The 23,068-nt window shown below is 38.4% G+C and carries 19 protein-coding genes; all 19 read right to left on the bottom strand.

Going from position 1 to position 23,068, the window contains the following annotated elements:
- Nucleotides 1–29 precede the first annotated feature (29 nt).
- Nucleotides 30–1,007, bottom strand: a complete 978-nt coding sequence (locus RYO55_RS06670; RefSeq protein ID WP_295815613.1) for a 3D domain-containing protein — start codon at nucleotides 1,005–1,007, stop codon at nucleotides 30–32.
- A 425-nt stretch (nucleotides 1,008–1,432) separates the two neighbouring features.
- Nucleotides 1,433–3,550 (bottom strand): polyphosphate kinase 1, encoded by a 2,118-nt coding sequence (gene ppk1 / locus RYO55_RS06665; RefSeq protein ID WP_287501466.1) that lies wholly within the window; start codon nucleotides 3,548–3,550, stop codon nucleotides 1,433–1,435.
- A complete protein-coding gene (locus RYO55_RS06660; RefSeq protein WP_314984748.1) occupies nucleotides 3,540–5,105 on the bottom strand; it encodes a phosphatase in 1,566 nt (521 codons plus the stop codon). The genes ppk1 and RYO55_RS06660 overlap by 11 nt, the downstream gene beginning before the upstream one ends.
- On the bottom strand, nucleotides 5,105–6,652 hold the full coding sequence (gene ppx, locus RYO55_RS06655) for an exopolyphosphatase (protein WP_314984746.1): 1,548 nt from the start codon (nucleotides 6,650–6,652) through the stop codon (nucleotides 5,105–5,107). Before ppx ends, RYO55_RS06660 begins: the two co-directional genes overlap by 1 nt.
- A 214-nt stretch (nucleotides 6,653–6,866) precedes the next feature.
- The gene (locus tag RYO55_RS06650; RefSeq protein WP_314984744.1) at nucleotides 6,867–7,637 is read right to left on the bottom strand and encodes a TatD family hydrolase; all 771 of its coding nucleotides are present in this window, start codon (nucleotides 7,635–7,637) and stop codon (nucleotides 6,867–6,869) included.
- Nucleotides 7,637–9,583, bottom strand: coding sequence for a methionine--tRNA ligase (gene metG / locus RYO55_RS06645; protein WP_314984743.1), 1,947 nt, complete (start codon nucleotides 9,581–9,583; stop codon nucleotides 7,637–7,639). The genes RYO55_RS06650 and metG overlap by 1 nt, the downstream gene beginning before the upstream one ends.
- Nucleotides 9,584–9,617: 34 nt before the next feature.
- Nucleotides 9,618–10,463, bottom strand: a complete 846-nt coding sequence (gene rsmI / locus RYO55_RS06640) for a 16S rRNA (cytidine(1402)-2'-O)-methyltransferase (protein ID WP_314984742.1) — start codon at nucleotides 10,461–10,463, stop codon at nucleotides 9,618–9,620.
- Complete coding sequence (locus RYO55_RS06635) at nucleotides 10,453–11,178, bottom strand: tRNA1(Val) (adenine(37)-N6)-methyltransferase (protein ID WP_302498436.1); 726 nt, start codon at nucleotides 11,176–11,178, stop codon at nucleotides 10,453–10,455. Before RYO55_RS06635 ends, rsmI begins: the two co-directional genes overlap by 11 nt.
- Entirely contained in the window at nucleotides 11,171–12,016 is an 846-nt protein-coding gene (locus RYO55_RS06630; RefSeq protein WP_308521676.1) for a stage 0 sporulation family protein, read from the bottom strand. Before RYO55_RS06630 ends, RYO55_RS06635 begins: the two co-directional genes overlap by 8 nt.
- Nucleotides 12,017–13,057, bottom strand: coding sequence for a hypothetical protein (locus tag RYO55_RS06625; protein WP_314984740.1), 1,041 nt, complete (start codon nucleotides 13,055–13,057; stop codon nucleotides 12,017–12,019).
- Nucleotides 13,058–13,131: 74 nt separating this feature from the next.
- Nucleotides 13,132–13,818, bottom strand: coding sequence for a thymidylate kinase (locus RYO55_RS06620; RefSeq protein WP_295815630.1), 687 nt, complete (start codon nucleotides 13,816–13,818; stop codon nucleotides 13,132–13,134).
- Between the two features lie 2 nt (nucleotides 13,819–13,820).
- Nucleotides 13,821–15,302 (bottom strand): aminotransferase class I/II-fold pyridoxal phosphate-dependent enzyme, encoded by a 1,482-nt coding sequence (locus tag RYO55_RS06615; RefSeq protein ID WP_314984738.1) that lies wholly within the window; start codon nucleotides 15,300–15,302, stop codon nucleotides 13,821–13,823.
- A 57-nt stretch (nucleotides 15,303–15,359) separates the two neighbouring features.
- Nucleotides 15,360–15,938 (bottom strand): aminoacyl-tRNA hydrolase, encoded by a 579-nt coding sequence (gene pth / locus RYO55_RS06610; RefSeq protein WP_302498442.1) that lies wholly within the window; start codon nucleotides 15,936–15,938, stop codon nucleotides 15,360–15,362.
- Between the two features lie 10 nt (nucleotides 15,939–15,948).
- Nucleotides 15,949–16,902 (bottom strand): ribose-phosphate pyrophosphokinase, encoded by a 954-nt coding sequence (locus tag RYO55_RS06605; protein ID WP_295815634.1) that lies wholly within the window; start codon nucleotides 16,900–16,902, stop codon nucleotides 15,949–15,951.
- 127 nt (nucleotides 16,903–17,029) lie between these two features.
- Nucleotides 17,030–18,403, bottom strand: coding sequence for a bifunctional UDP-N-acetylglucosamine diphosphorylase/glucosamine-1-phosphate N-acetyltransferase GlmU (gene glmU / locus RYO55_RS06600; RefSeq protein WP_314984735.1), 1,374 nt, complete (start codon nucleotides 18,401–18,403; stop codon nucleotides 17,030–17,032).
- 133 nt (nucleotides 18,404–18,536) lie between these two features.
- Nucleotides 18,537–19,355: a pur operon repressor gene (purR, locus tag RYO55_RS06595; RefSeq protein ID WP_302498444.1), complete on the bottom strand. Its 819-nt coding sequence runs from the start codon at nucleotides 19,353–19,355 to the stop codon at nucleotides 18,537–18,539.
- A gap of 225 nt (nucleotides 19,356–19,580) precedes the next feature.
- The gene (locus RYO55_RS06590; RefSeq protein ID WP_314984734.1) at nucleotides 19,581–20,189 is read right to left on the bottom strand and encodes a 3D domain-containing protein; all 609 of its coding nucleotides are present in this window, start codon (nucleotides 20,187–20,189) and stop codon (nucleotides 19,581–19,583) included.
- Nucleotides 20,190–20,452: 263 nt separating this feature from the next.
- On the bottom strand, nucleotides 20,453–21,625 hold the full coding sequence (gene nhaA, locus RYO55_RS06585; protein WP_314984733.1) for a Na+/H+ antiporter NhaA: 1,173 nt from the start codon (nucleotides 21,623–21,625) through the stop codon (nucleotides 20,453–20,455).
- A gap of 35 nt (nucleotides 21,626–21,660) precedes the next feature.
- On the bottom strand, nucleotides 21,661–22,818 hold the full coding sequence (nhaA, locus tag RYO55_RS06580; RefSeq protein WP_004693243.1) for a Na+/H+ antiporter NhaA: 1,158 nt from the start codon (nucleotides 22,816–22,818) through the stop codon (nucleotides 21,661–21,663).
- Nucleotides 22,819–23,068 lie beyond the last annotated feature (250 nt).

Here is a 23,068-nt window from a genome sequence, read left to right as displayed (position 1 = left end):
ATACATATGTAAGGCGCCCTTTTATTATATTAATCCAAAACGTACACTGTAACGTCTTGACGACCAAAGTCCATAGCCTCACCATAAGAGTCCATTACAAGGTCGATTTTATTACCTACTATAGCACCACCTGTATCGGCAGCAATAGCTTCACCGTAACCAGGAATAAATAAACGTGTTCCCAATGGAATAACATCTGGGTCAACTGCAGCAATGCCACGTACTGCAGGTAAACCCGTAGCTGTAATACCAGCACCATCACCATCGCCAGCAAGATAAGCAGATGCTTCCATTACGATAGCGCGAGACGCACGACCCGCCACATTACGAGATGTAGTCACCTCACGAGTACCCTCTTTAATAATTGTAGGTACCATTGCACGTTGTGTTACTTTAGATACGTCATTAGTTTTAATAACTGTACCATTACTATATAGTGTTTCACGTTGTACTCGTTCTAAGCCAGGTTGACCAACTTGAACAACCTCTTCTTCACCCTTAGCCATAGTATCATCTTTTTGACGAACCACTTCAACAGCAACGTCTTGATCTACTGTAGATAGAGAGCGGCTTGTTACTTGAGCAATTGTTATACGTGTACCACTTAAAACAGATCCATTTTCATCGCCCACTACTACATAGTTAGGTGCTTTGAAACCAAGCTCATTAGCAACACCTTGAGCAGTTGTTTCTGTAGTGAATACAGCTCTTGTTTTACCATTTACAGTTACATAAACTGGAATAGCACGAACAACCGTTAAGGTTGTTCCATTTTGAACTGTAGATGAACTAGAAATAACTTTATCATTTGGATTTAACTTAACCCCAGCATCGCGTACAATGCCTTCGTTAGAATTTAAATGCGTTCTAACAGTGTGTGCTGCACCATCTACCATAACGGTAACGGTTTTATCATTATAAGAAAAACCGGTCATGGTTACAGCTGTTACAATCAATCCGGCAACAACAGACGAAATATATCGCTTGTGTGTCTTATGAATTCTCATGTTGTAATCCCTCCTGTAATGGTATTATTCTACTACAGATAGATACAACCTGTCAAACGCAACAAGTTAACAATAAGGCAAAATCCTTTATAAATACTGAATTTATAACACTATGTATTTTGTTTTTTTTAATGAAAGTCCACTGTATACGTACATATTGATATTTTTAAATACTATACAATATATTCCGAATTGTGTACATATATACAATACCAATACCACATATAGTATATATGGATTTTTTATTAATTGATTTGTATTTTTATGTGTTTTTCAATTGTTACCAAATTTTTCCATATTTTCAAAAACTTCATTTTTATCTCATTTTTGAATATATAAACATGAAAAAAAGCCCATATAATGGGCCTTTTTCGTGTTATGTAATTGTATTAAAATTCATTAGCAAACGCAATAGTCATTCTTCATCATTTATTCATTTTTAACATCGGTTGTAACCGTTCAATGACGGTCATCGACTCCTTGTGTTCATTCTCAATAGCAGCTTTCATTAACTCCTCTTGAGCAGAAATAGGATTTTCTCGATCATTGATTTTATGATACGAACCATCTGCTCTCATGAAATGAGCTTTTAATGTATCATCTAAGTATAAATCTAAAATACTTTTTACCCGTTCTTTATGACGTTTATCTTCAATAGGAATCATAAGCTCTACACGTTCATTCAAATTTCGAGGCATCCAATCCGCACTAGATAGGTACAGACTTTCATTCCCTCCATTACGGAAGTAGAACAAACGATGATGTTCAAGAAAACGCCCCACAATAGAGCGTACTGTGATATTATCACTAACACCGGCAATGCCAGGACGAAGCGTACAAATACCACGCACAATTAAATCTATACGAACACCAGCCGAAGAAGCTTCATACAACTTGGCAATGACCTTTTTATCGAGCAGAGAATTCATCTTACAGATGATATAAGCTTCTTCCCCATTCTTAGCAAACTCGATTTCACGGTCAATAAGTTCCATGATTTTTTCACGTAAATTTAAAGGCGCTACAATAAACTTATTCCAAATCGGTGGGTCAGAATATCCAGAAATCAAGTTAAAGAAACGTGACGCATCATCACCATACTCATCATTACAAGTAAATATACCACAATCAGTATACATACGAGCTGTTTTACCATTATAGTTTCCCGTTGCTAGATGGACATACCGCCTAATACCATCCGTTTCCCGGCGTACCACCATAGTAATTTTAGAGTGTGTCTTAAGACCTTTTAAACCATAAATAACATGACATCCCGCTTTTTCGAGTCGACGAGCCATATGAATATTGTTTTCTTCATCAAACCGCGCCTTAACCTCCATAAGGACGGTTACTTGTTTCCCATTATCTGCCGCTTTTATTAAGGACGCAATAATCGGAGAATCCCCACTAACGCGATATAATGTTTGTTTAATAGCCAATACATCAGGATCTATAGCTGCTTGTGCAATAAATTGCTCAACCACTGCAAAAGATTCAAAGGGATGATGAACAAAAAGATCTTGCTTCCCAATAATAGAAAATAAGCTATCACCTTCATAATCAACTAATTCACTAGGAATCTTAGGATCAAACGGTTCATATCGGAGCTTATCATAACCTGGATAATTACAGAAATCAAAATACATACGGCAATCTAAATGTCCATCAATGCGATATACGTCCTTTTGCTCTAATTCTACACTTGTAAGGACAAAGTCTAATAAGTGATCCTTTATCTCTCCACAAACCTCAAGACGTACCGCATCACCACGACGGCGACGCCGCAAGGATGCCTCTACTTCAGATAGCAAATCTGTTGCTTCTTCCTCATCTATTTCAAGGTCTGCATCACGAGTAATACGGAAAACCATATAATCTTCAATGCCGTAACCTTGGAAGAATTGATTTGCATAATAAGTAATGACATCTTCTAGATAAACAAATCGATGTTCCTTATTACCTCGGCTCGGAACTTCAATGATTCGATCTAATACAGATGGTATTGGCAAGATAGCAATCTTGTAATCCTTAGTCCCATCATCTTGTATTTGAAAGATACGTACAATTGCATTAATAGTATGATTTGTTAAAAATGGGAATGGATGCCCCGAATCAACAGCCAACGGTGTTACTACGGGGTAGATATGTTCTTCAAAATAATGGCGTAACCAAGCTTTTGTTTTTACGTCTAGCTCATCAGGATGTGTAAAGAAAAAACCATAACTTTCTAGTTCAGTCAAAACATTATTTAAATACATACTTTGCATAGCAACAAGGCGTTGTACAGATTCATCTATCGCCTTTAATTGTGCCTTTGCATCCATATGAGCCGCATCATATTTAACAATGCCATTCACAACTTGATGACGTAAACCAGCCACGCGAATCATGAAGAACTCATCTAAATTAGAACTAGCAATAGCAATAAAACGCAATCGCTCCAACAGCGGAGTATTTGTATCTATAGACTCTAATAGTACACGCTGATTAAATTTTAGCCAAGATAATTCACGATTAAAATAATATTTAGCATTACTGAACATGGCGGTCACCTCCTCTTACAAGCATGAGTTCCATACCAAATACTTCTGTAAAATACTCGGAATCGCGACTAAATGTCCACCATTCTAGAGAAATGTCTTCATTAGTGCGGCAGAATACATACAATACATTATCCCGTTCTTCTAAGGTAATATCCGATATTTTTTGATTGCTACCTGCATCAAGCGCACAAGCCACACGAATGATAGCTACTAACTTTGTAACTTGAATCTTTTGTAATTCCGTCAAGGAATTAAAATATGTATCATCATCAGACGGAGTTCCCTTATAATGATAAAACACAACATTTGCTACCACTTGTTTTTCTTCTTCTGAAAGCCCAAAAATATCTGTGCCCATCACAATATGATACGCATGCTCTCCATGGTTTCGTAAATTAACAAACTTGCCTACAGAACATAATATAGCTGCAATGCGGCATAAATAACCCCACCGCTCCGGTAAACCTTTATGGCGTAATGTTTTACAGAATAAAGAACTGAAACGTTCCACCTCAGCATCATGAATGCTGTCAGTATGATATCTAGCGGCAACAGCACGAGCTAATTGAGCATTTTGCTCACGCAATTGATACATAAAAGGATTATTTTCCGCCTCAACTCCATAAAACCAGCTTATTCCTTGCGAGAAGGAGAAGCTACTAAAAATCAACGATTTAGGCTCTATAGCCGTTATAATTTCATTAAATAAAATCATAGTAGGCATCAAAATATTGGCCTTATATTCAGGTAGTCTATATCGATTGATCAACTTAGTGGCCGTTACACCATCAAAGGATTTGATGAACCCCTTAAATCGTTCTGGTTCAATGGTAATAATATTATCCTTGTTACTGCCATCTCCCATGAGGCGCGCCATATATTGAGCTTCATCGCCTGATAAAATGACACTATTAATATTGAAAGTTTTAAGCTCTTCCCGCAATGGGCCTATCATGCGATTTAAATACTCGGTAATAGCCATTGGAAACGATGTAGAGGAACGTTGGTTGCGATTAAAAGATTCCATAACACGCAAAGATCCGCTATGCATATTGCGCTGGAATAATAAGCTTTCACCACGCCAAACGGTTAAACCTACACCACCAGAAGTGATATCAAGAAATAATGTTGCCTTCGTAGGATCCGTCAAGCGGTACTGATTAGTCATCTTGTAGTATAGCAAGGCATATTTGTAATACACCTCTTTAGGCATGTCGATAACCTCAACACGCATACCTGTTTGAATATAAATTTGGTCGAGAATACTACGACGATTAGCGGCTTCACGTATTACAGTAGTGCCATATAATCTAGAGCGACTCACACCGTAATCAGCCATTAATTGTTTATATCCCTTTAAGATATGACAAATTTCCTCAATTGTTTCAAAACTCAAACGAGAGGTTTGGAATAATTCTTCCCCAAAGGTTACCTCCCTAGCTGCATAATCTATAACGCGTACATCATCGATGCCCTTGTATTCTAAAATAGTAATACTCATGCTACTGGAGCCTACATGTAGCACTGCATATCGTAACGCTTTTGGTAATGCCATTATGCCTCCTTACGAGCTTCCTTCCACTCTATTTCTAATGTTTTATTAAATTCTTTTTTGAAAGATTTTCCTAATTTCTCTACAGCCGCTTTTGTTACACTTATATCGCGACCGTTCAAATAGGTTACTACTAATTGTACGCTAGTATATTTTAGATTCACGGATAAATGGCGAATAAATTGTTCATGACTTTCATCAAGAGCTTCAGCTAAGGCCAGAATAATAGATATTTTTTGTCCCAACAAACGCTGCTCTTGATCTAATAATTTACCGTATAAGAAGTTTTTATACTCTTTTGGTGTCAAACCATGAGAGTTCATAACAAGGAACGCGCTAAAAGCTTGTTCAACATGAGAAAGCCCATATAAATTACTATTGACAAGCATATAGCAGCCATGGCGGGCATGACTATAATAGTTAATCCGTTTACCAATATCATGTAATAAACTAGCAGCAATCAAACAACGTCTTGTATTTTTATCAGCTCTATGAAGTGGCTCTAATACATCATACAGTTTAATAGCTAAACCTGTAATATATTTAGCATGAACTAACTCATGTTTAGTCATACCTAACAAGACATTCTCTGCAGAATGTACTAAAATATCATCAATAATAGAGTTACCACCTAAGTAGTGCTCTCCATAATAGTCGTAAAATAAGCCTTCACGCAGACCACAACCACCAACAACGAGTGTTTTAGTATTTACGTAGTTAAATAATTCTTCTACGATAGTGAGACCTGCAATAATGATATCAGCGCGCTCCGATGATAAACCACTAATCTTTTTGCGTTCCTCTAGAGATTTACCTTTTACTTCTTCCAAAATCTCATGGAATCTATGATGTGGAATTTCATAATTATGTAGCTTTGTAATAGGATAAGATAACTTGCGTTGATCCATTTTAGCAATATTACGAGCAGTACCTCCGATACCAAGGAGTGGTAATTTCACATTACGAAGCCATGTATGTTCCTTAATCGTTTTCTTCACAACTTTCGTCAGTTTATCAAGTTCTTTAGGAGTATATTCATCTCCCTTTTGATAAGTACCTGTTAAGGTAAGGGCCCCTATCGGCAAGCTCACTGATTTTGTAATATGACGATTTCGTACAAGGGTTATCTCTGTACTAGCACCACCTAAATCAAAAATAATAAAATCCTTAAGTCCAATGGTATTGATAACGCCTAGAAAGCCCAGGCGAGCCTCTTCTTCACCAGCAATACATTCTAAATCCAAACCCGTTCGTTCTTTTACGGATTTAATAAAAGCATCCCCATTTTTAGCCAGACGTACTGCCGCCGTAGCAACAGCTTTAATCGTATCTACCGCCATTGCATCAGCCATGTGTACAAAACCTTTTAGAGCACGCAAGGAGCGTTCCATGGCTTCTTCGGTCAATTCGTGAGTTCCCCACATATTCTCGCTGAGACGTACACTTTCTTTTTCTTGATATATCAGTCGATAACTACCAGTCTTAGAAATTTCATATATGACAAAACGAACTGAGTTCGATCCTAAATCTATAAATGCAATACGTTTCATGTTGCTATCCTCATTTTACTTCTGTTCAGTCTAAATATACTTTAGTATACCATAGAAAAACGCGATTCTCACCGATAAGGGAGAACCGCGTTTTATGATTTATAATTCTAATTTAGTTTTATCATGTTTTCTAATACTTTGTACGCAAAATCTTAGTGATTAGAGTCCAACAAATAGTTTATTCGCTAATAATCTTATGAACTAGTTTCTACATTTACTCGATACCAAATACTCGTTTGCCATTATTGAACGTAATTTCGCAGAACTCATCTACATCGAGTCCTTTAAGGCTTGCAATTTCTTCTGCCACAAACTGAGTTTTACTTGGATCATTACGACGGCCTCTAAATGGTGGTGGTGTCAAATACGGTGAATCCGTTTCAATAAGGATTCGATCTAATGGTACTTGTCTTGCCACTTCCTTGAGATTTGTAGACTTAGGGAATACTACAGGCCCTGCAAAGGAAATATAAAAGCCCATTTTAATGGCCTCTTTTGCCATCTCCCAGCTACCAGAATAGCAATGGAAAATGCCCCAATTATCCTTTCCCTCATTGCGCAAGATATTCATAATATCACCATGTGCATCACGGTCATGGATAATAATGGGCAAATCTACCTCCCGAGCAAGCTCTAGCTGACGAATAAATACGCGTTTTTGCGTTTCACGATCAGAAAAATCATAGTAATAATCTAATCCAATTTCACCAATAGCACGTACCTTATCATTGTTAAGAGCTTCTTCCTTATAAAACGCGTAGTCTTCTTCTGTAAAGTCCTTTGATTCATGGGGATGAGTCCCTACAGCAGCATATAATCGATCATATTGTTTAGCCAAAGCTAAACCTGACTCAACAGTACCTCTGTCGACACCAGGAATCATAATATATTCTACACCTGTATCAAAGCAGGCTTGTAACATCTCATTACGATCATTATCAAAGCGCTCATCATTCACATGAGCATGTGTATCAAAAAGTTTCATTATTTAACCACACTTCCTGCCGGTAATGATTCGATATTTGTTACCTCTAAATGTTCTTCCCAATCAGAGGCGGACAAAATCATACCATAAGACTCGATGCCCATCATCTTTTTAGGAGCCAAGTTAGACAAATAAATTACCTTTTTACCAACCATAGCCTCCGGTTCATAATATTGGGAAATACCACTTAATACTGTGCGTTCTTCAATACCGATATCCAATACAAATTTCAACAATTTCTTGGACTTAGGCACTTTTTCACAGCTTATAACTTTAGCTACACGAAGATCGAGTTTCTCAAAGTCATCATAGGTAATATTTTCTTTTAAAGGTGGAATATTAGATGTATCTACAGCTTCTTCAACTTCTTCTGTAATAACTACATCTACCATTTCAGGAACTTCAAAACGTGGATAGATAGGCTCACCTTTTACAACTTTAGTACCTGTTGCCAATAATCCCCAAGTTTTAGCATCTTCCAACGTAGCCGCTTCAAAACCTGTAAGCCCTAATTGTTCCCAGATTTTTGGAGCTCCTACAGGAATTACAGGGCTTACCAAGATGGCAATGATACGCAATGCCTCTGCCAAGTGATACATAGCAGATTGCAAGCGCACTTTATCATGAGCATCTTCAGATTTAGCCAATACCCAAGGCATTGTTTCATCAATGTATTTATTCATGCGACCAATAAAGGACCATACAGTTTTGATAGCTTTATTAAGCTCCATATTTTCCATCGCCGCTTCAAAATCTTTTGCAGTTTGAACGGCTAATGTAGATACATCACGATCCAAATCATCCATATCATCGCATTTTGTAATCACACCACCATGGTATTTTTCAATCATCGCAATAGTACGGTTTAATAAGTTACCTAAATCATTAGATAAATCCGCATTAATTTTTGTAACGAAGTTAGGTAACGTAAAGTTGCCGTCATTACCTAACGTAATCTCGCTTAATAAGTAATAACGCAAAGAATCTGCACCATATGTATCAATCAATGGGATTGGATCGATTACGTTCCCCAAGGATTTACTCATCTTTGTGCCATCTACAATCATCCAGCCGTGTCCAAATACCTTTTTTGGTAATGGCAACTCAAGGCTCATGAGCATCATAGGCCAAATAATAGTATGGAAACGAACAATTTCCTTACCTACTAAATGAAGATCTGCTGGCCAATATTTTTTGTATAGCTCCCCATCTCCATCAAATGGAGCAAGAGCGCTAATATAGTTCACCAACGCATCGAACCAAACATAGACTACATGTTTAGGATCGAAAGGAACCTTTATCCCCCAGTCAAAAGATGTACGGGATACTGCCAAGTCTTCTAGACCTTGTTTTACAAATTGAATCATCTCATTACGACGAGATTCAGGCTGAATAAAGTCAGGATTCTCTTCAATAAACTTAAGCCATTGATCCGTATATTTACCGAGTTTGAAGAAATAACTTTCCTCTTTAACACGCTCTACAGGGCGACCGCAATCCGGACAAGTATGATTAGGTCCTAGCTTCTGCTCTGTCCAAAAAGTTTCGTCTGGTGTACAATACCAGCCTTCATATTCGGCTTTGTAAATATCGCCCTTCTCATAAGCTTTTGTAAATAACGCTTGAACAACCTTTTCATGACGTTCATCGGTAGTCCGAATAAAATCGTCATTGGAAATATGCATTTTTTCCCACAATGCTTTAAAACCATTTACAATATTTGTAGTATATTCAAGAGGAGTAATGCCTTGTGCTTCTGCAGCACGTTGGATTTTTTGGCCATGTTCATCAGAACCAGTCAAAAAACGTACATCATATCCTGCTAATCGTTTAAAACGTGCGATTGTATCGGCTACAGATGTACAATACGTATGACCAATGTGCAACTTAGCACTTGGATAATAAATAGGTGTCGTAATATAATACGTTTTCTTTGTGTCTCCCATGATGAGCCTCCTTCTAACCTTCGAATGGGAAGGTTTATCGTTCTACAATATTATATACATCCCGGCGGGAAACGTTAAAACGCTTTGCCACCTGGCGAATAGCTTCTTTTTTAGGTACCCCTGTATCTACAAGGGCTTGCACAGCATCTACATAAGATACTGGTTTATCCACCACTTCACTAGTTTCAGACTCCACTGTATCAGCACCGCCTACAATGAGGACGAATTCTCCTTTATAGGTGAGCTGTTCGAAATTCTTTACAAGGCTTTCCAAATCGGTGCGTACAAAGGTTTCAAACTTCTTCGTCAATTCCCTTGCCACCGTAATGGAACGATTGCCAAAGGCTTCATACATATCTTCTAACACCTCTTGCAATCGATGTGGTGCTTCGTAAAACAGCAAGGTGCTCGTCACTTGTGAAAGTCGTTTTAATTCTTCAACCCGATGTTTACCCCGTTTAGGCAAAAACCCCGCAAAGGTAAAGGATTTAGTATCTAAACCTGATGCAATAAGCGCTGTTAACGCTGCATTAGCGCCTGGCAAAGGTACTACAGTTATGCCTTCTTCAATAGCCTTTATTACAAGATCTGCCCCTGGATCAGAAATGGCAGGCATGCCTGCATCACTGACACAAGCTACCGACTGTCCTTCTAATAAGAGCTCTATAATATAGGTCCCCTTCTCCTTATTATGTTCATGATAAGAAATCAAAGGCTTTTTAATGTCAAAATATTTTAATAATATACCCGTATGTCGCGTATCTTCGGCAGCGATAGCATCTACTTCACCTAAGATACGAACTGCCCGATACGTCATATCTTCTAAATTACCTATCGGTGTGGGCACTAAAAATAAGGTGCCCCATTTGTTATCGTTCATACCAAGAGGACACCTCCTTCGTGTACACATTCGGTTTTTCATAAACGATAAGCGGTTGCTCCAGTACAAGACCAGCCTGACCTTGGTACATAGCCTCAATCAAAACTAATTTTGCCGGCTTATCCATCATACCATGAACAAACCGAATTCGCTTTACTTGAAAGTGTAACGCTTCCAGTTCATGTAGCACATATTGTAGCCGGCTAGCACTATAGACCATCCACAAACGACCTTTACACTTAATAAAGGCCTGTACGGCTTTTATAACCTCTTTTAGAGATGTATGACCATCATGAAGGGCTAATGCTCTTTCTTCAGATGTAGGCTTTGCTCCACTTTCACAATCATAAAAGGGCGGATTAACAATAACACCATCAAAAGGCTTGTCTTGTACGTCACGGTATGACATATGCCGATAATCGCCACATAACATCGTTACCACATCTTGTTTATTATTATGCTCAACACTACGCTGAGCCAAATCGATGATAGTTTCGTTAATATCGATACCCGTTATATGCCCCGCCCCTAATGACGTGCCTATAAGCGGCATAACCCCTGTCCCCGTTCCAAGATCAACATAGCTATGACGACCATTAAATCGGCAAAAATGTATAAGCGCTATAGCATCAAAGGAAAAGCGAAACATATCAGAACGCTGGTAAAGCTGTAAGCCATCTATAATTAAATCATCAAGTCGTTCTTGATCATTCATCAGGCAATGCCACCTCGGACCATTTCAAATCGATAGTACGACCCGCTTCGAGCTGTACCTTTACAGTATGCTTATGATGATTTACCTTTAAAACTTTACCAATACCTTCGTCGGTAACAACCTCTTTACCAATGCCAGGAGGTGCTACCTCTTGAGGAGCTTGAGGGCGTTCCTTTTTCACATATAGGTCGCCACCTTTTTTATATAAATCATCTTCGTAGTTAAGGCAACACATTAATCGACCGCATACGCCAGAAATTTTTGTAGGATTAAGACTCAAGTTTTGATCCTTTGCCATACGAATCGATACAGGTGTAAAGTCTCCTAAAAAATTAGAGCAACACAAAGATCGTCCACAAGCACCGATACCATTAAGTACTTTGGCTTCATCACGAACGCCCACTTGGCGCAACTCGATACGCGTTCTAAATACAGTTGCCAAATCCTTAACGAGCTCACGGAAGTCGATACGACCATCCGCAGTAAAAAAGAATATAATTTTATTCATATCAAATGTGTATTCCACATTGATGAGTTTCATTGGTAATTTACGTTTTTCAATTTTTTCGAGACAAATCTCAAAGGCTTTTTCTTCGCGCTCTTTATTCTTCTCGATTTGTTTCAAATCTTTAGAGGTTGCCTGTCTGATAACAGGCTTAACAGGGGCAACAACAGAGTCTTCAAAGACCTCTTTAGGTCCAATCACAACCGTGCCGTATTCTACACCACGAGCTGTTTCAACAATAACTCCATCCCCAACAGATAGTTCTAATTGTTCAGGCTGAAAATAATAAATCTTTCCCGCCTTTTTAAAGCGTACGCCAACTATGGTTAGCATTTAATCCTCCTCCCGAGCATCATGAAGGGCGATACTAAGACCGTCCACCACGAGAGCGGTTTTTATATGTAAGCGCAAAGCCCGCTCTGCTTGCAATGTTTCGGTAATAACCTCTGACAATGCTTGCATGGACCAGCGCGGTAATAATCGTAATAATTGAGTCTTGTATATAGGTACTTGTAATTGCGTGTCTTGAGCCCCCATTTTAAGAGCCATCATATCTCTACTTACAAGGCGTAGCCAGTGCATCAATTCCGTTAGATTTTCACGAGATAAGCTTTCACAAGCTAAGGAAATCATAGAAAACCATCGTGTTTCAAAGGCCAACATATCCATCACCTTAACGGCTAACTCCAGCATTTCGATGCGACCTTGTGTCGCCAGTTTCTCCACTAATTGTGGATTACCATGACCAGCTAACAAAGCCTGCTCTAAATCACCGATGACTCCACGAGCTACAAGAGCGGTGCGAATCGTATCTACATCAACACTATTAAAACCAACGCCCATACATCTAGAAATGATGGTAGGCAATACGGTGTTAATCTTGTTCGTAATAATGATGAAGTACACCTGTTCAGGTGGTTCTTCAATGGTTTTTAACATGGCATTTGCCATGACTGCATTAGCTGTGTGAAAGTCCTCCACAATAACAACGCGGTTTCCATTGCCCGCCACAGACAGATGATCTTGTAATAAGGAATACCACTGCTCTACCTTTAAGGTTGTTTTCATAGGGCGAATCCAAAAGGCATCACCCTTATCCATATAGATTGGTAATCCTTCGGTTTCGATACGTTTTTCCGTATCCCCATTTGCCAAACGGGCTTCCTTAACCGCTGCTAAATAAGCTTCCCCCTTGGGTTGAGAGAACACTTGACGCCCTAGTAATAAAGATGCTAGGCCTATGGCCATATCTAATTTGCCAAGTCCAGATTCACCATAAAACAAGAGACTATGCGGTAATGCATTACGACTTACAAGTTCAGATAGGTGTGCCTTAATCGAATCTTGACCAATTATAGAATCAAAATATGTCATAGCGCCTCCTATCAATACATGCCCAATATTAATATTATATAGGAAAAAGGCGACTTTTAAAAGAGTCGCCTTTTTTAAGGTAGTAGATTTACTACTGCTTTATATACATCATTATGAATTTCTTCAATAGTACGCAACGTATACTGACTAGACTCAGCTTTATCAGCACAAGGTATACGGTGCCATTGATAACGCTCTACTAATTCTTCATACGCATCGTGAACGGCTACTAAATATGCATGATTTCCTTCGTGAATATCACCAGTATGGCCCCCAGTTTTACCAGTACGCTCCGCCATAAGGGCTTCGCTCACTTCAAGAGGCATATCTAAAAGGCATACCGCATCAGGTTTAGGCAAGCCAAATTTTTGGAACTCAAAATCTTCAAGCCAATCTAAAAATGCAGTCCGTTCCTTCGGATTATCATATTTTACCATTTGGTGTACCATGTTTGATGTGGTGTAACGATCTGCAATGATGATGCCACCATTTTTGTAAAACTGTTCCCAATCAGTTCTAAAGGAAGCAAATCGATCGATGGCGTACATGGAACTTGCCACATAAGGATTTACATCATGTACATCTTTGCCAAATTCACCGGCTAAATACATTTTGATAGGCATAGCGGCGCCGCTATCATAGTTTGGAAAACTCACAGACTTAACGGCATGCCCTTCTTTGATCAAGCGCTCTACTAAGAGTTTAGTTTGTGTAGCCTTGCCGCTGCCGTCTCCGCCTTCTAATATAATCAAAGTCCCCATAATTACTCCTGTAACACCCAAATTGTTTCCAATGTCATATCATCAGCCCCATTCGGTACATAACCTAGAGCCTTGCGATTCTCTATATATTGTAACACAGAGTCACTAATCTCTTCACCTACTGCTACACATGGAATACCTGGTGGATAATAAGCAATGGTCTCCCCTGCAATGCGATGAAGTGCTTCTTTTAATGGTACTTGCTCACGATTTGCATACATAGCATTACGAGGGGTAACACAAACTTGAGGTTCTGGTAGCAAAGCAGACTCGCTGCTAGGTTCATATAAGCCCGCTACATCTATGCTTCTAATTCTTGAAGAATCTCTTAGTACATCATCACTCACAGCTCGAACAGCCTTAATAAGGATATCTACAGATTCTTTAGTGTCACCAATTGTAATAAGTACTAACACATGATTTGCTTGTACTAACTCCACTTCGATACGATGATTACGCAATAAATGTTCAAATTCTACACCTGTTAAACCTAAGCCTTTTGCATCGATTAGCACCTTAGTAGAATCATAGTTTATTATGGTCTCTTGAATATCTGTATATTCCATAGTAGCAATACCAAAAATTGTATTGAGTTTCTCGCGTAAATATGCGCTCAACTCTACTGCTCGCCTTACTAAATCTTTACCTTCTGTGGCTAATTGATGTCGCGCCATATCTAAGGAAGCCAGAAAAATATAGTTTGGGCTCGTACTTTGTAGCATTTGATGCATTTGCGTAATACGCCGCTTATCAATTTTTTTACCTTGCCCTAATAGCCAAGATGTTTGTGTCAAAGAGCCAACAGATTTATGTGTACTTTGTGCCACTAAATCTGCTCCAGCCTCTATAGCCTCTATAGGCAAGCTTTCAGAGAACGGCAAATGAGGACCATGAGCTTCATCAACCAGAACAATAAGGCCCCGCTTATGAGCTTCTTTTACAATATTAACAATATCTACCCCTATGCCATAATAGTTTGGATATACCAAAAGAATTGCCTTTGCCTCAGGATGTGCCTCCATTGTTTTGATTGCATTTACTAGGGATACACCTAGGGGAATACCCCAGCGTTCATCAAAATTACAGTCCATATATACTGGTTTGGCCCCAGATAAGACAAGACCACTAATGACAGATCGATGTGCCTCACGAGGAATGATAATGGTTTCATCAGGGCCTACAGTGCCCATGATCATGGCTTCAATCAAAGCTGTAGTGCCATTAATTGAAAACCAACAGTACTCAGCACCATATAGTTCAGCCGTTAAATCTTGCGCTTCTTTTAACTCTCGTTCGGGCTCATGTAAATCATCTAAGGCATACATAACGCCTAAATCATAGGGTAACGCTGGCCCCATCCAGTCCTTTAATAAGATAGGTGCTTCACCACCTATCTTATGTCCTGGCGTATGAAAGGGCACAAAATGTTGATCTTTATATAATTCTAAGGCCTCTACAAAAGGCATTTTATCTTGATTACTCATACGTACCTCGTAAAAAAGGCATGAATCTCTATGAGACTCATGCCCTTATGCATGTATTTATCGATGTGGACGACGTTTAGGATTGAATTGATTCATCCCTTTATCAATGCCCATCTCTAAGGTTCCTAGTACAGCTTTCACCGTATCCTTGATACCTTTTTGTACTTTCTCTTGCGACTCTTCACTAAATGGTGCTAAAACATGATCAATGACAGTCCATTGTGGTAACGGACGTCCAATTCCTACTCGGAAGCGAGGAAAATTTTCTGTTCCTATATGAGAAATTAAGGATTTAATCCCATTATGACCACCAGAGCTACCATTTGGTCGAATACGCAACTTGCCTACGGGTAAATCCATATCATCATAGATGCAATACACATCAGATGGATCTATTTTGTAGTACCGCATCAACGGTCCTACAGCCTCACCACTTACATTCATAAATGTTTGCGGCTTTACAAGCAATACTTTTTCACCATCTACAGTAATACTGCACACCTCTGCACGTTGCTCCTCTTTCCAAGGCGTATGGGGTACGCTATTGGCAATGGCATCAATAACCATAAATCCAATATTATGTTTTGTCGCTTCATATTGCTTGCCTGGATTACCAAGGCCTACTACTAATTTCAAAAATCACCTATTATTTATCAAATAAATTACTTACAGACACTTCATGGAAGATACGCATAATTGCTTCACCCAACAATGGAGCTACGGATAATTGCGTAATATTTGGTAAGTTGCAATTTTCCGGCAATGGAATAGTATTAGTAACGATAAGTTCCTTAATGTTGGAATTTGCAATTCGTTCACTTGCCGGATCTGTCAACACTGCATGCGTAACAGCGGCAGTAACGGATTTAGCACCAAATTCTTCCAATGCTTTAGCACCTTCAACCAAGGAGCCCGCTGTATCTACGATGTCATCGATAATAATACAGTTTTTACCTGCCACATCACCGATGAGATTCATAACTTTAGCCACACCTGGTTCAGGGCGTTTTTTCTCAATGATTGCAATCGGTGCACCGATGCGGTCAGCCAAATCACGAGCTCTTGTAACACCGCCAAGGTCAGGAGATACAACGATAACATCTTCCATGTTTTTTTCATTAATATATTTAGCCAAAATAGATGCACCAAACAAGTGGTCTACAGGCACATCAAAGAAACCTTGAATTTGGCCTGCATGCAAATCAACTGTTACAAGACGTGTAATACCTGCCGTTTGCATCAAATTAGCTACTAACTTAGCTGTAATCGGCTCACGACCGCGAGTCTTACGGTCTTGGCGAGCATAGCCATAGTAAGGAACTACCGCAGTAATATGACGTGCAGAAGCACGTTTTAGCGCGTCAGCCATAACCATGAGTTCCATTAAATTATCATTTACAGGATAGCTAGTTGGTTGAATGATAAATACATCTTTGCCACGTACGCTTTCATCAATCATAATTTGTACTTCGCCATTATTAAAGCGACCTACAAATGCTTCACCTAAAGGCAACCCTAAATAATCACAAATTTCCTTTGCCAATGCAGGATTTGCATTACCTGTGAAAATCTTGAGTTTTTTGCCGTCTTCAAATGCCATTTTGTTACCCTTTCATTTGCTCCTATACTGGTTACTTATCCATAATCCATACATTACAGATACACACTATTGCCTTTTTATTGTATACTATTTTGACCTAATTGTGTTAAAAAATATGAGATTTTTTTTATTTCTTTTTGAAAGTATCCTCTGTTACCCAATTTTCTTTCACAATTTGCTTACTGCGACCTACAGCCAAGGCCTTATCTGGTACGTTTTTAGTAATAGTAGAGCCCGCACCTACATAGCTATAATTACCTATTGTTACAGGAGCAACTAAGTTACTATTACAACCAACAAATGCGCCATCACCAATAGTCGTACGATGCTTAACTTTCCCATCATAATTTACGGTAATAGTGCCACAGCCAATATTAACACCAGCCCCTACATCACTGTCGCCGATATAGGAGAGATGTGGAAACTTAGTCCCCTCCCCAACATTAGAGTTTTTAACTTCTACAAAGTTACCTACATGAACCTTGTTGCCTAGAACTGTATTTGGACGCAAATGAACATATGGGCCTACATCTACACCGTCTTTTACTTCACAGTCATGACCATATGTGAAGTGAATAATCGTATCATTACCAACTTTTACATTCGTCAAACGAGTATGTGGTCCAATTTCACAACGTTCACCAATCACGGTGTCACCTTCAAGGATTGTACCAGGATGTAAAATGGTATCCGCTCCTACGGTTACCTCTGGAGCTACATAAGTGTTATCTGGGTCAATAATTGTTACCCCTGCAGTCATTAACTCAATATTTTTACGATGTTTTAATATAGCTTCAGCCTCTGCTAATTGCAAACGTGAGTTTACACCTAGAGACTCTTCAAAATCTTTCGTCATATAGGCGCTTACTGTATCGCCACCATTTACGAGAATGCCTACAACATCCGTAATATACAATTCACCTTGGGCATTATCATCAGATAGCTGATCTAAGCAAGGCCATAATTTTTTACTATCAAAAGCGTACATACCTGTATTTACTTCTTGAACCGCTAATTCTTCTGGCTTGCCATCTTTCTGCTCTACGATGCGAACTACGGAACCAGCTTCATTGCGAATGATACGTCCATAACCAGTTGGATCGGGCATATGAGCAGTTAAAATTGTAGCTGCTGCACCAGAATTTTTATGTTCTTCTAAAAGTGCTTCTAAGCTTTCTTTTGTAACTAGAGGAGTATCACCGCATAACAATAAGATTGTACCATCATAATCACCAAGTACAGGTTGAGCCATTTTAACTGCATGGCCTGTACCATTTTGTTCTTCTTGACGAACAAATTCAGCGCGCTCCCCCAAGTAATTTTGTACTGCATCGCCGCCAAAACCAACGATAACAACATCGCGATTGGTACCAATGGATTGAACTGTTTCAAGAACGCGCTCTACCATCGCCTTACCGCCAACCTTGTGTAATACTTTTGGCAATTTAGACTTCATACGCGTGCCCTTACCAGCAGCTAAAATAAGGCTTGCAATATTCATAGTAATCTCCTATCTGTTATCTCTTATATCTCTAACCCATTTTAAATATTGTTTACGTCATTATTTAGCCCATAGACCAATACTCAATATAAACTATATTGTATCAGCCTACAATATTCTAAATATTAATGATCTACTCTTCATCTAACACAGGCTCTATACTAATTTCCTTCGTATTTTCATCGATGCCATAAAAAGTAAATAGTGATTCATAATCATCAATCAACTTCGGACTTGGTTCAGCTGTAGCTACAAGAACACCTGTGCCAACAACGACACCGCTCATTTCAAGTACTAATTCCTTAAGTCCCTTAGCAGTACCGCCAGCTTTCATAAAGTCATCGATAATTAACACCTTCGCATTGGGAGGAATTGCCCGTTTAGTTAGCGTCATAGTCTGAATGCGCCCAGAGGATCCTGTTACATAATTAATGCTAATAGCAGAACCTTCTGTTACCTTACTATCACGTCGAGCAATAACAAGTGGTTTATTAAAAGCTCTCGCTACCATTACAGCCAAAGGAATCCCCTTTGTTTCAACAGTCAAAATATAGTCCGGTTCACGATCCACGAAACGAGTCATAATAATCTCACCCAGACGTGTCATTACGTGCCAATCATATAAGATATCAGACATATAAATAAAACCACCTGGAATGATGCGATCTGGCTCCATTAAACGAGCTTGCACATCGCGTAGAATATCGTTCGCTTGTGTGCCCTTGCGATGCGGAATAAATCGTACCCCACCAGCTACACCGGCCACCGTTTCTAAGGTCCCCAGTTGAAAGTGTTCCATAGACTGCCTTACACATGTTAAATCTTCACTAACCGTTGATTTAGCCATGCCAAAAAAGTCACAAAAGTAATTTAATGGAATCAATTTTTGCGGTGAATCAACTAACAGTTTTGTCATTGCCACCATTCGTTCTACGCGCCGTACTTTATCCATAGGATTATCCTTTACCATTTATCATATAACTATTGAGTACACTCATCAATTTAATATCATGAGTCATCACATATATCTAATATTTATTATACCATAATTTCCGAATATTCGAGGTTCTGAATACATTATAATTCGGTAAAAGAAAAACTCTCTAGCATTTTATACAAGAATATGATTTTAGTCTATAAACCTATCATACAGTTATATAAAGCTAGAGAGTTATTATTATAAAATATAAACCTTTACAGATTGACGTCCAAACTGCAATGCTTCTGCTCGAGAATCAAAAGCTAAATCAATGCGATGCCCTTTAATAGCACCACCTACATCGTCAGCTACAGCATAGCCATAGCCTTCAATATATAATCGCGTTCCCAAAGGAATTAATTTTGGGTCTACAGATACAAGTCCCTTCCGTAGACGACTACCTGTAGCTGTATATTTTCCGTTGCCAGGATCTTGAGATGAATAGCCACTAGCCTCCATCGTTAAAACTTTAGAGTATTTATTAGGCACTCCATTATGATTTCGTTCTGTGCCATGACCACCATAACGAGTCTCCATCTTTTCTAAAGCATTCATCGTAGCAGGACCAACACGACCATCTACAGTAATCCCTTTAGATTTTTGAAATTTTCGAACAGCTTGTTCTGTATTATGACCGTAAATGCCATCTATAGAATCATGTAAAAAACCTTGATGCTTTAACATGGTTTGCACCTTACTAACGTGATGCCCTCGTTGTCCTCGATCAATAGTTTTTGCTAATGATACAGAGGATACCATTACAATCATACAAACAAGCGTACATGCAATAATTATTTTTTTTATCATATACACCTCACCTTACATTAAGTAGTATACTATACAGTTTTAAATAATCTATAAACCATAGAAGCTCTATTAATATCAATAATTCATATATATTAAATTATAGTTATAGTAATAGTTTTAAAGGTGTACTACATATATATCATAAAATTATAAGATACCAATGAAAATCTCCATTATATCCTGCAAGAATATTCGCTTAGATTACTTCTAAAGTCGGAAATACTCTTCAGTCTATAATGGAGATTTAATAGTTTTATTTAATTTTAGCAGTTATGGTATACACCAATATGACACTCTTTTCGTTTTGCACCAACAAGTCTTAAGAAGATGTAACCAAATAATGCAGAGATTAATGAGCCAAGTATAACGCCACCTTTTGCCATTTCTTGAGCGTGACCTGGTTCAAATGCCAAGATAGATACGAAGATACTCATTGTAAAGCCTATACCACATACAATCGCAGTACCATATACATGCTTCCAATTAGCTTCTGTAGGCATTGGTACAAGGCCACATTTCACCATCGCAAATACTGCACCAAAAATACCTAATTGTTTCCCTATAATAAGACCTAATGCAACACCAAGCACTACAGGATGCGTTAAGTCATTAACAGATACATTACGTAAATCTACACCAGCATTAAAGAATGCAAATATTGGTACAATTAAAAAACTAACCCAATTGGACAATAAATGTTCCCAATGTTGCATTGGGCGAACATACTTACGGCCTCGTTTGCCTTTTGAAGGAATTGTCATAGCTAAGATTACACCAGCCATAGTTGCATGTAAACCAGATTTTAATACACAATACCAAAGAATAAAACCAAGGATGATATATGGTAGAGGTCGTACATAACCTTGCTTATTACAGTAGATTAATGCGCCTACAACTACGGCAGCCGCACCTAAATACATGATTTGGATACTTGACGCATAGAAAATGGCAATTACGATGATAGCCATTAAATCATCTATAACGGCAAGGGCTGTTAAGAATACTTTCATTGAATTCGGCACTCTAGATCCTAATGCAGATATAATGCCGATAGAAAATGCAATATCAGTAGCAGTCGGTATCGCCCAACCATGAATATATTCAGGATGAAAACCTGCAATTAAATAGTATATAAAAGCAGGTGTTAAAACACCAAACAATGCAGCAATACCAGGCATTACACGCTTAGCATTAGTATTAAGCTCACCTGATACTAATTCACGCTTAACTTCGAGACCTACAAAAAGGAAGAAGATTGCCATCAATGCATCATTAACCCATTCTAAAATTGTTAGATTACCTATATGGTGATTAACGATTTGAAAGTATTGTTCAGATGATGGAGAGTTCGCTAAAATTAAAGCGAGTACTGTTGCTCCTAGGAGTACAGATGTAGCTGCACCTGGAGAACGTAAGAAAACAAAAATGCGTTCCATTTGAATCCTTTCTATACTTACAAAAGATTATTTTATTAAATTTTACCACGCATCTTGCGTATTTGATAAGCTAAAATTAGGACAATCGCACCTAGCAAGCCTGCCGTGATTGATCCTATAAAGATACCTACCTTAGCCATTTCTTGTGTTATACCTGGCGGAAAAGCCAGTGTAGCAACAAAAAGACTCATAGTAAAGCCAATCCCACACAAAATAGCTGTGCCATAAATTTCAGGCCACGTCGTTTTTGTAGGCATCTTAATTGCTTTAGATTGAACTAAAATGTAGACGGCAGAGAATATACCTAATTGTTTTCCTAAAATCAAACCGAATGAAACACCTATGATTACAGGATGGAATAAATTGTCTATGGAAAAATCAGCAAAAGATACACCAGCATTTAAAAAACTAAATAATGGTATAATTAGGAAGTTTACCCAATTGCGTAAAGCATGCGCCCATTCTTCCATGGGATACACTACCTTATCTATAACTTTACCCTTAAAAGGAATTGTCATAGCCAGTACAACACCGGCAATGGTAGCATGAACACCAGATTTTAAAACTAAATACCAAAGAACTAATCCTAGAACACAATACGGGAGTGGTCTTAAATAGCCTTGCTTATTAGTATAAATCAGTAAACCAGTTACAGCAGCAGCAGCTATTAAATCCATAAAGTTGACGCCTGCCCCATAAAAGAGAGCAATAACAACGATAGCAATCAAATCATCAATAATCGCCAATGCTGCTAAAAAAGCTTTCATCGCTGTAGATACCTTATTACCGAGCATCGTAATAACACCTATGGCAAATGCAATATCTGTAGCGGTTGGAATCCCCCAACCATGTCTATATTCTGGCATATATCCAGCCGCAAAATAATATACAATTGCTGGCGTAATAACACCTGCAAATGCGGCTAAAACGGGAAGCACACGTTTTGCCTTAGTATCGAGTTCACCAGAAATCATTTCCTTTTTGATCTCTATACCAACATATAGGAAAAAAAGAGCCATTAAAGCATCATTAACCCATTCCAGTATAGTCATTGGACCAAGATGTATTTGCATAACCGCAAAATACTGGGCTGCAATCGGTGAGTTCGCAACAAGAACGCCTAAAATAGCGGCGGACAGCAAAGATATCCCACCAGCAGACTCTGACTGGAAAAATGCTTTTATAAAATTCATTAAGCACCCCTCTATTCTATTATTTAATATACGAAAAGCACGTATAATTTCTATAGATTAATGATAACACATCACTTCGAAAATAATCAATACAGTTACCATGTATACATAGATATAGCTCATATTAAATTAAACTAGCCAAATATATCTTGTATCTATTCATATAGATATAAATATGATACAATATGTACATCGTGCGGGCGTAGTTCATCGGTAGAATGCGAGCTTCCCAAGCTTGAGAGGAGGGTTC

The sequence above is a fragment of the uncultured Veillonella sp. genome, from assembly GCF_963551295.1.
Lineage (GTDB): Bacteria > Bacillota > Negativicutes > Veillonellales > Veillonellaceae > Veillonella.
This window is presented reverse-complemented; position numbering and strand designations above follow the sequence as displayed.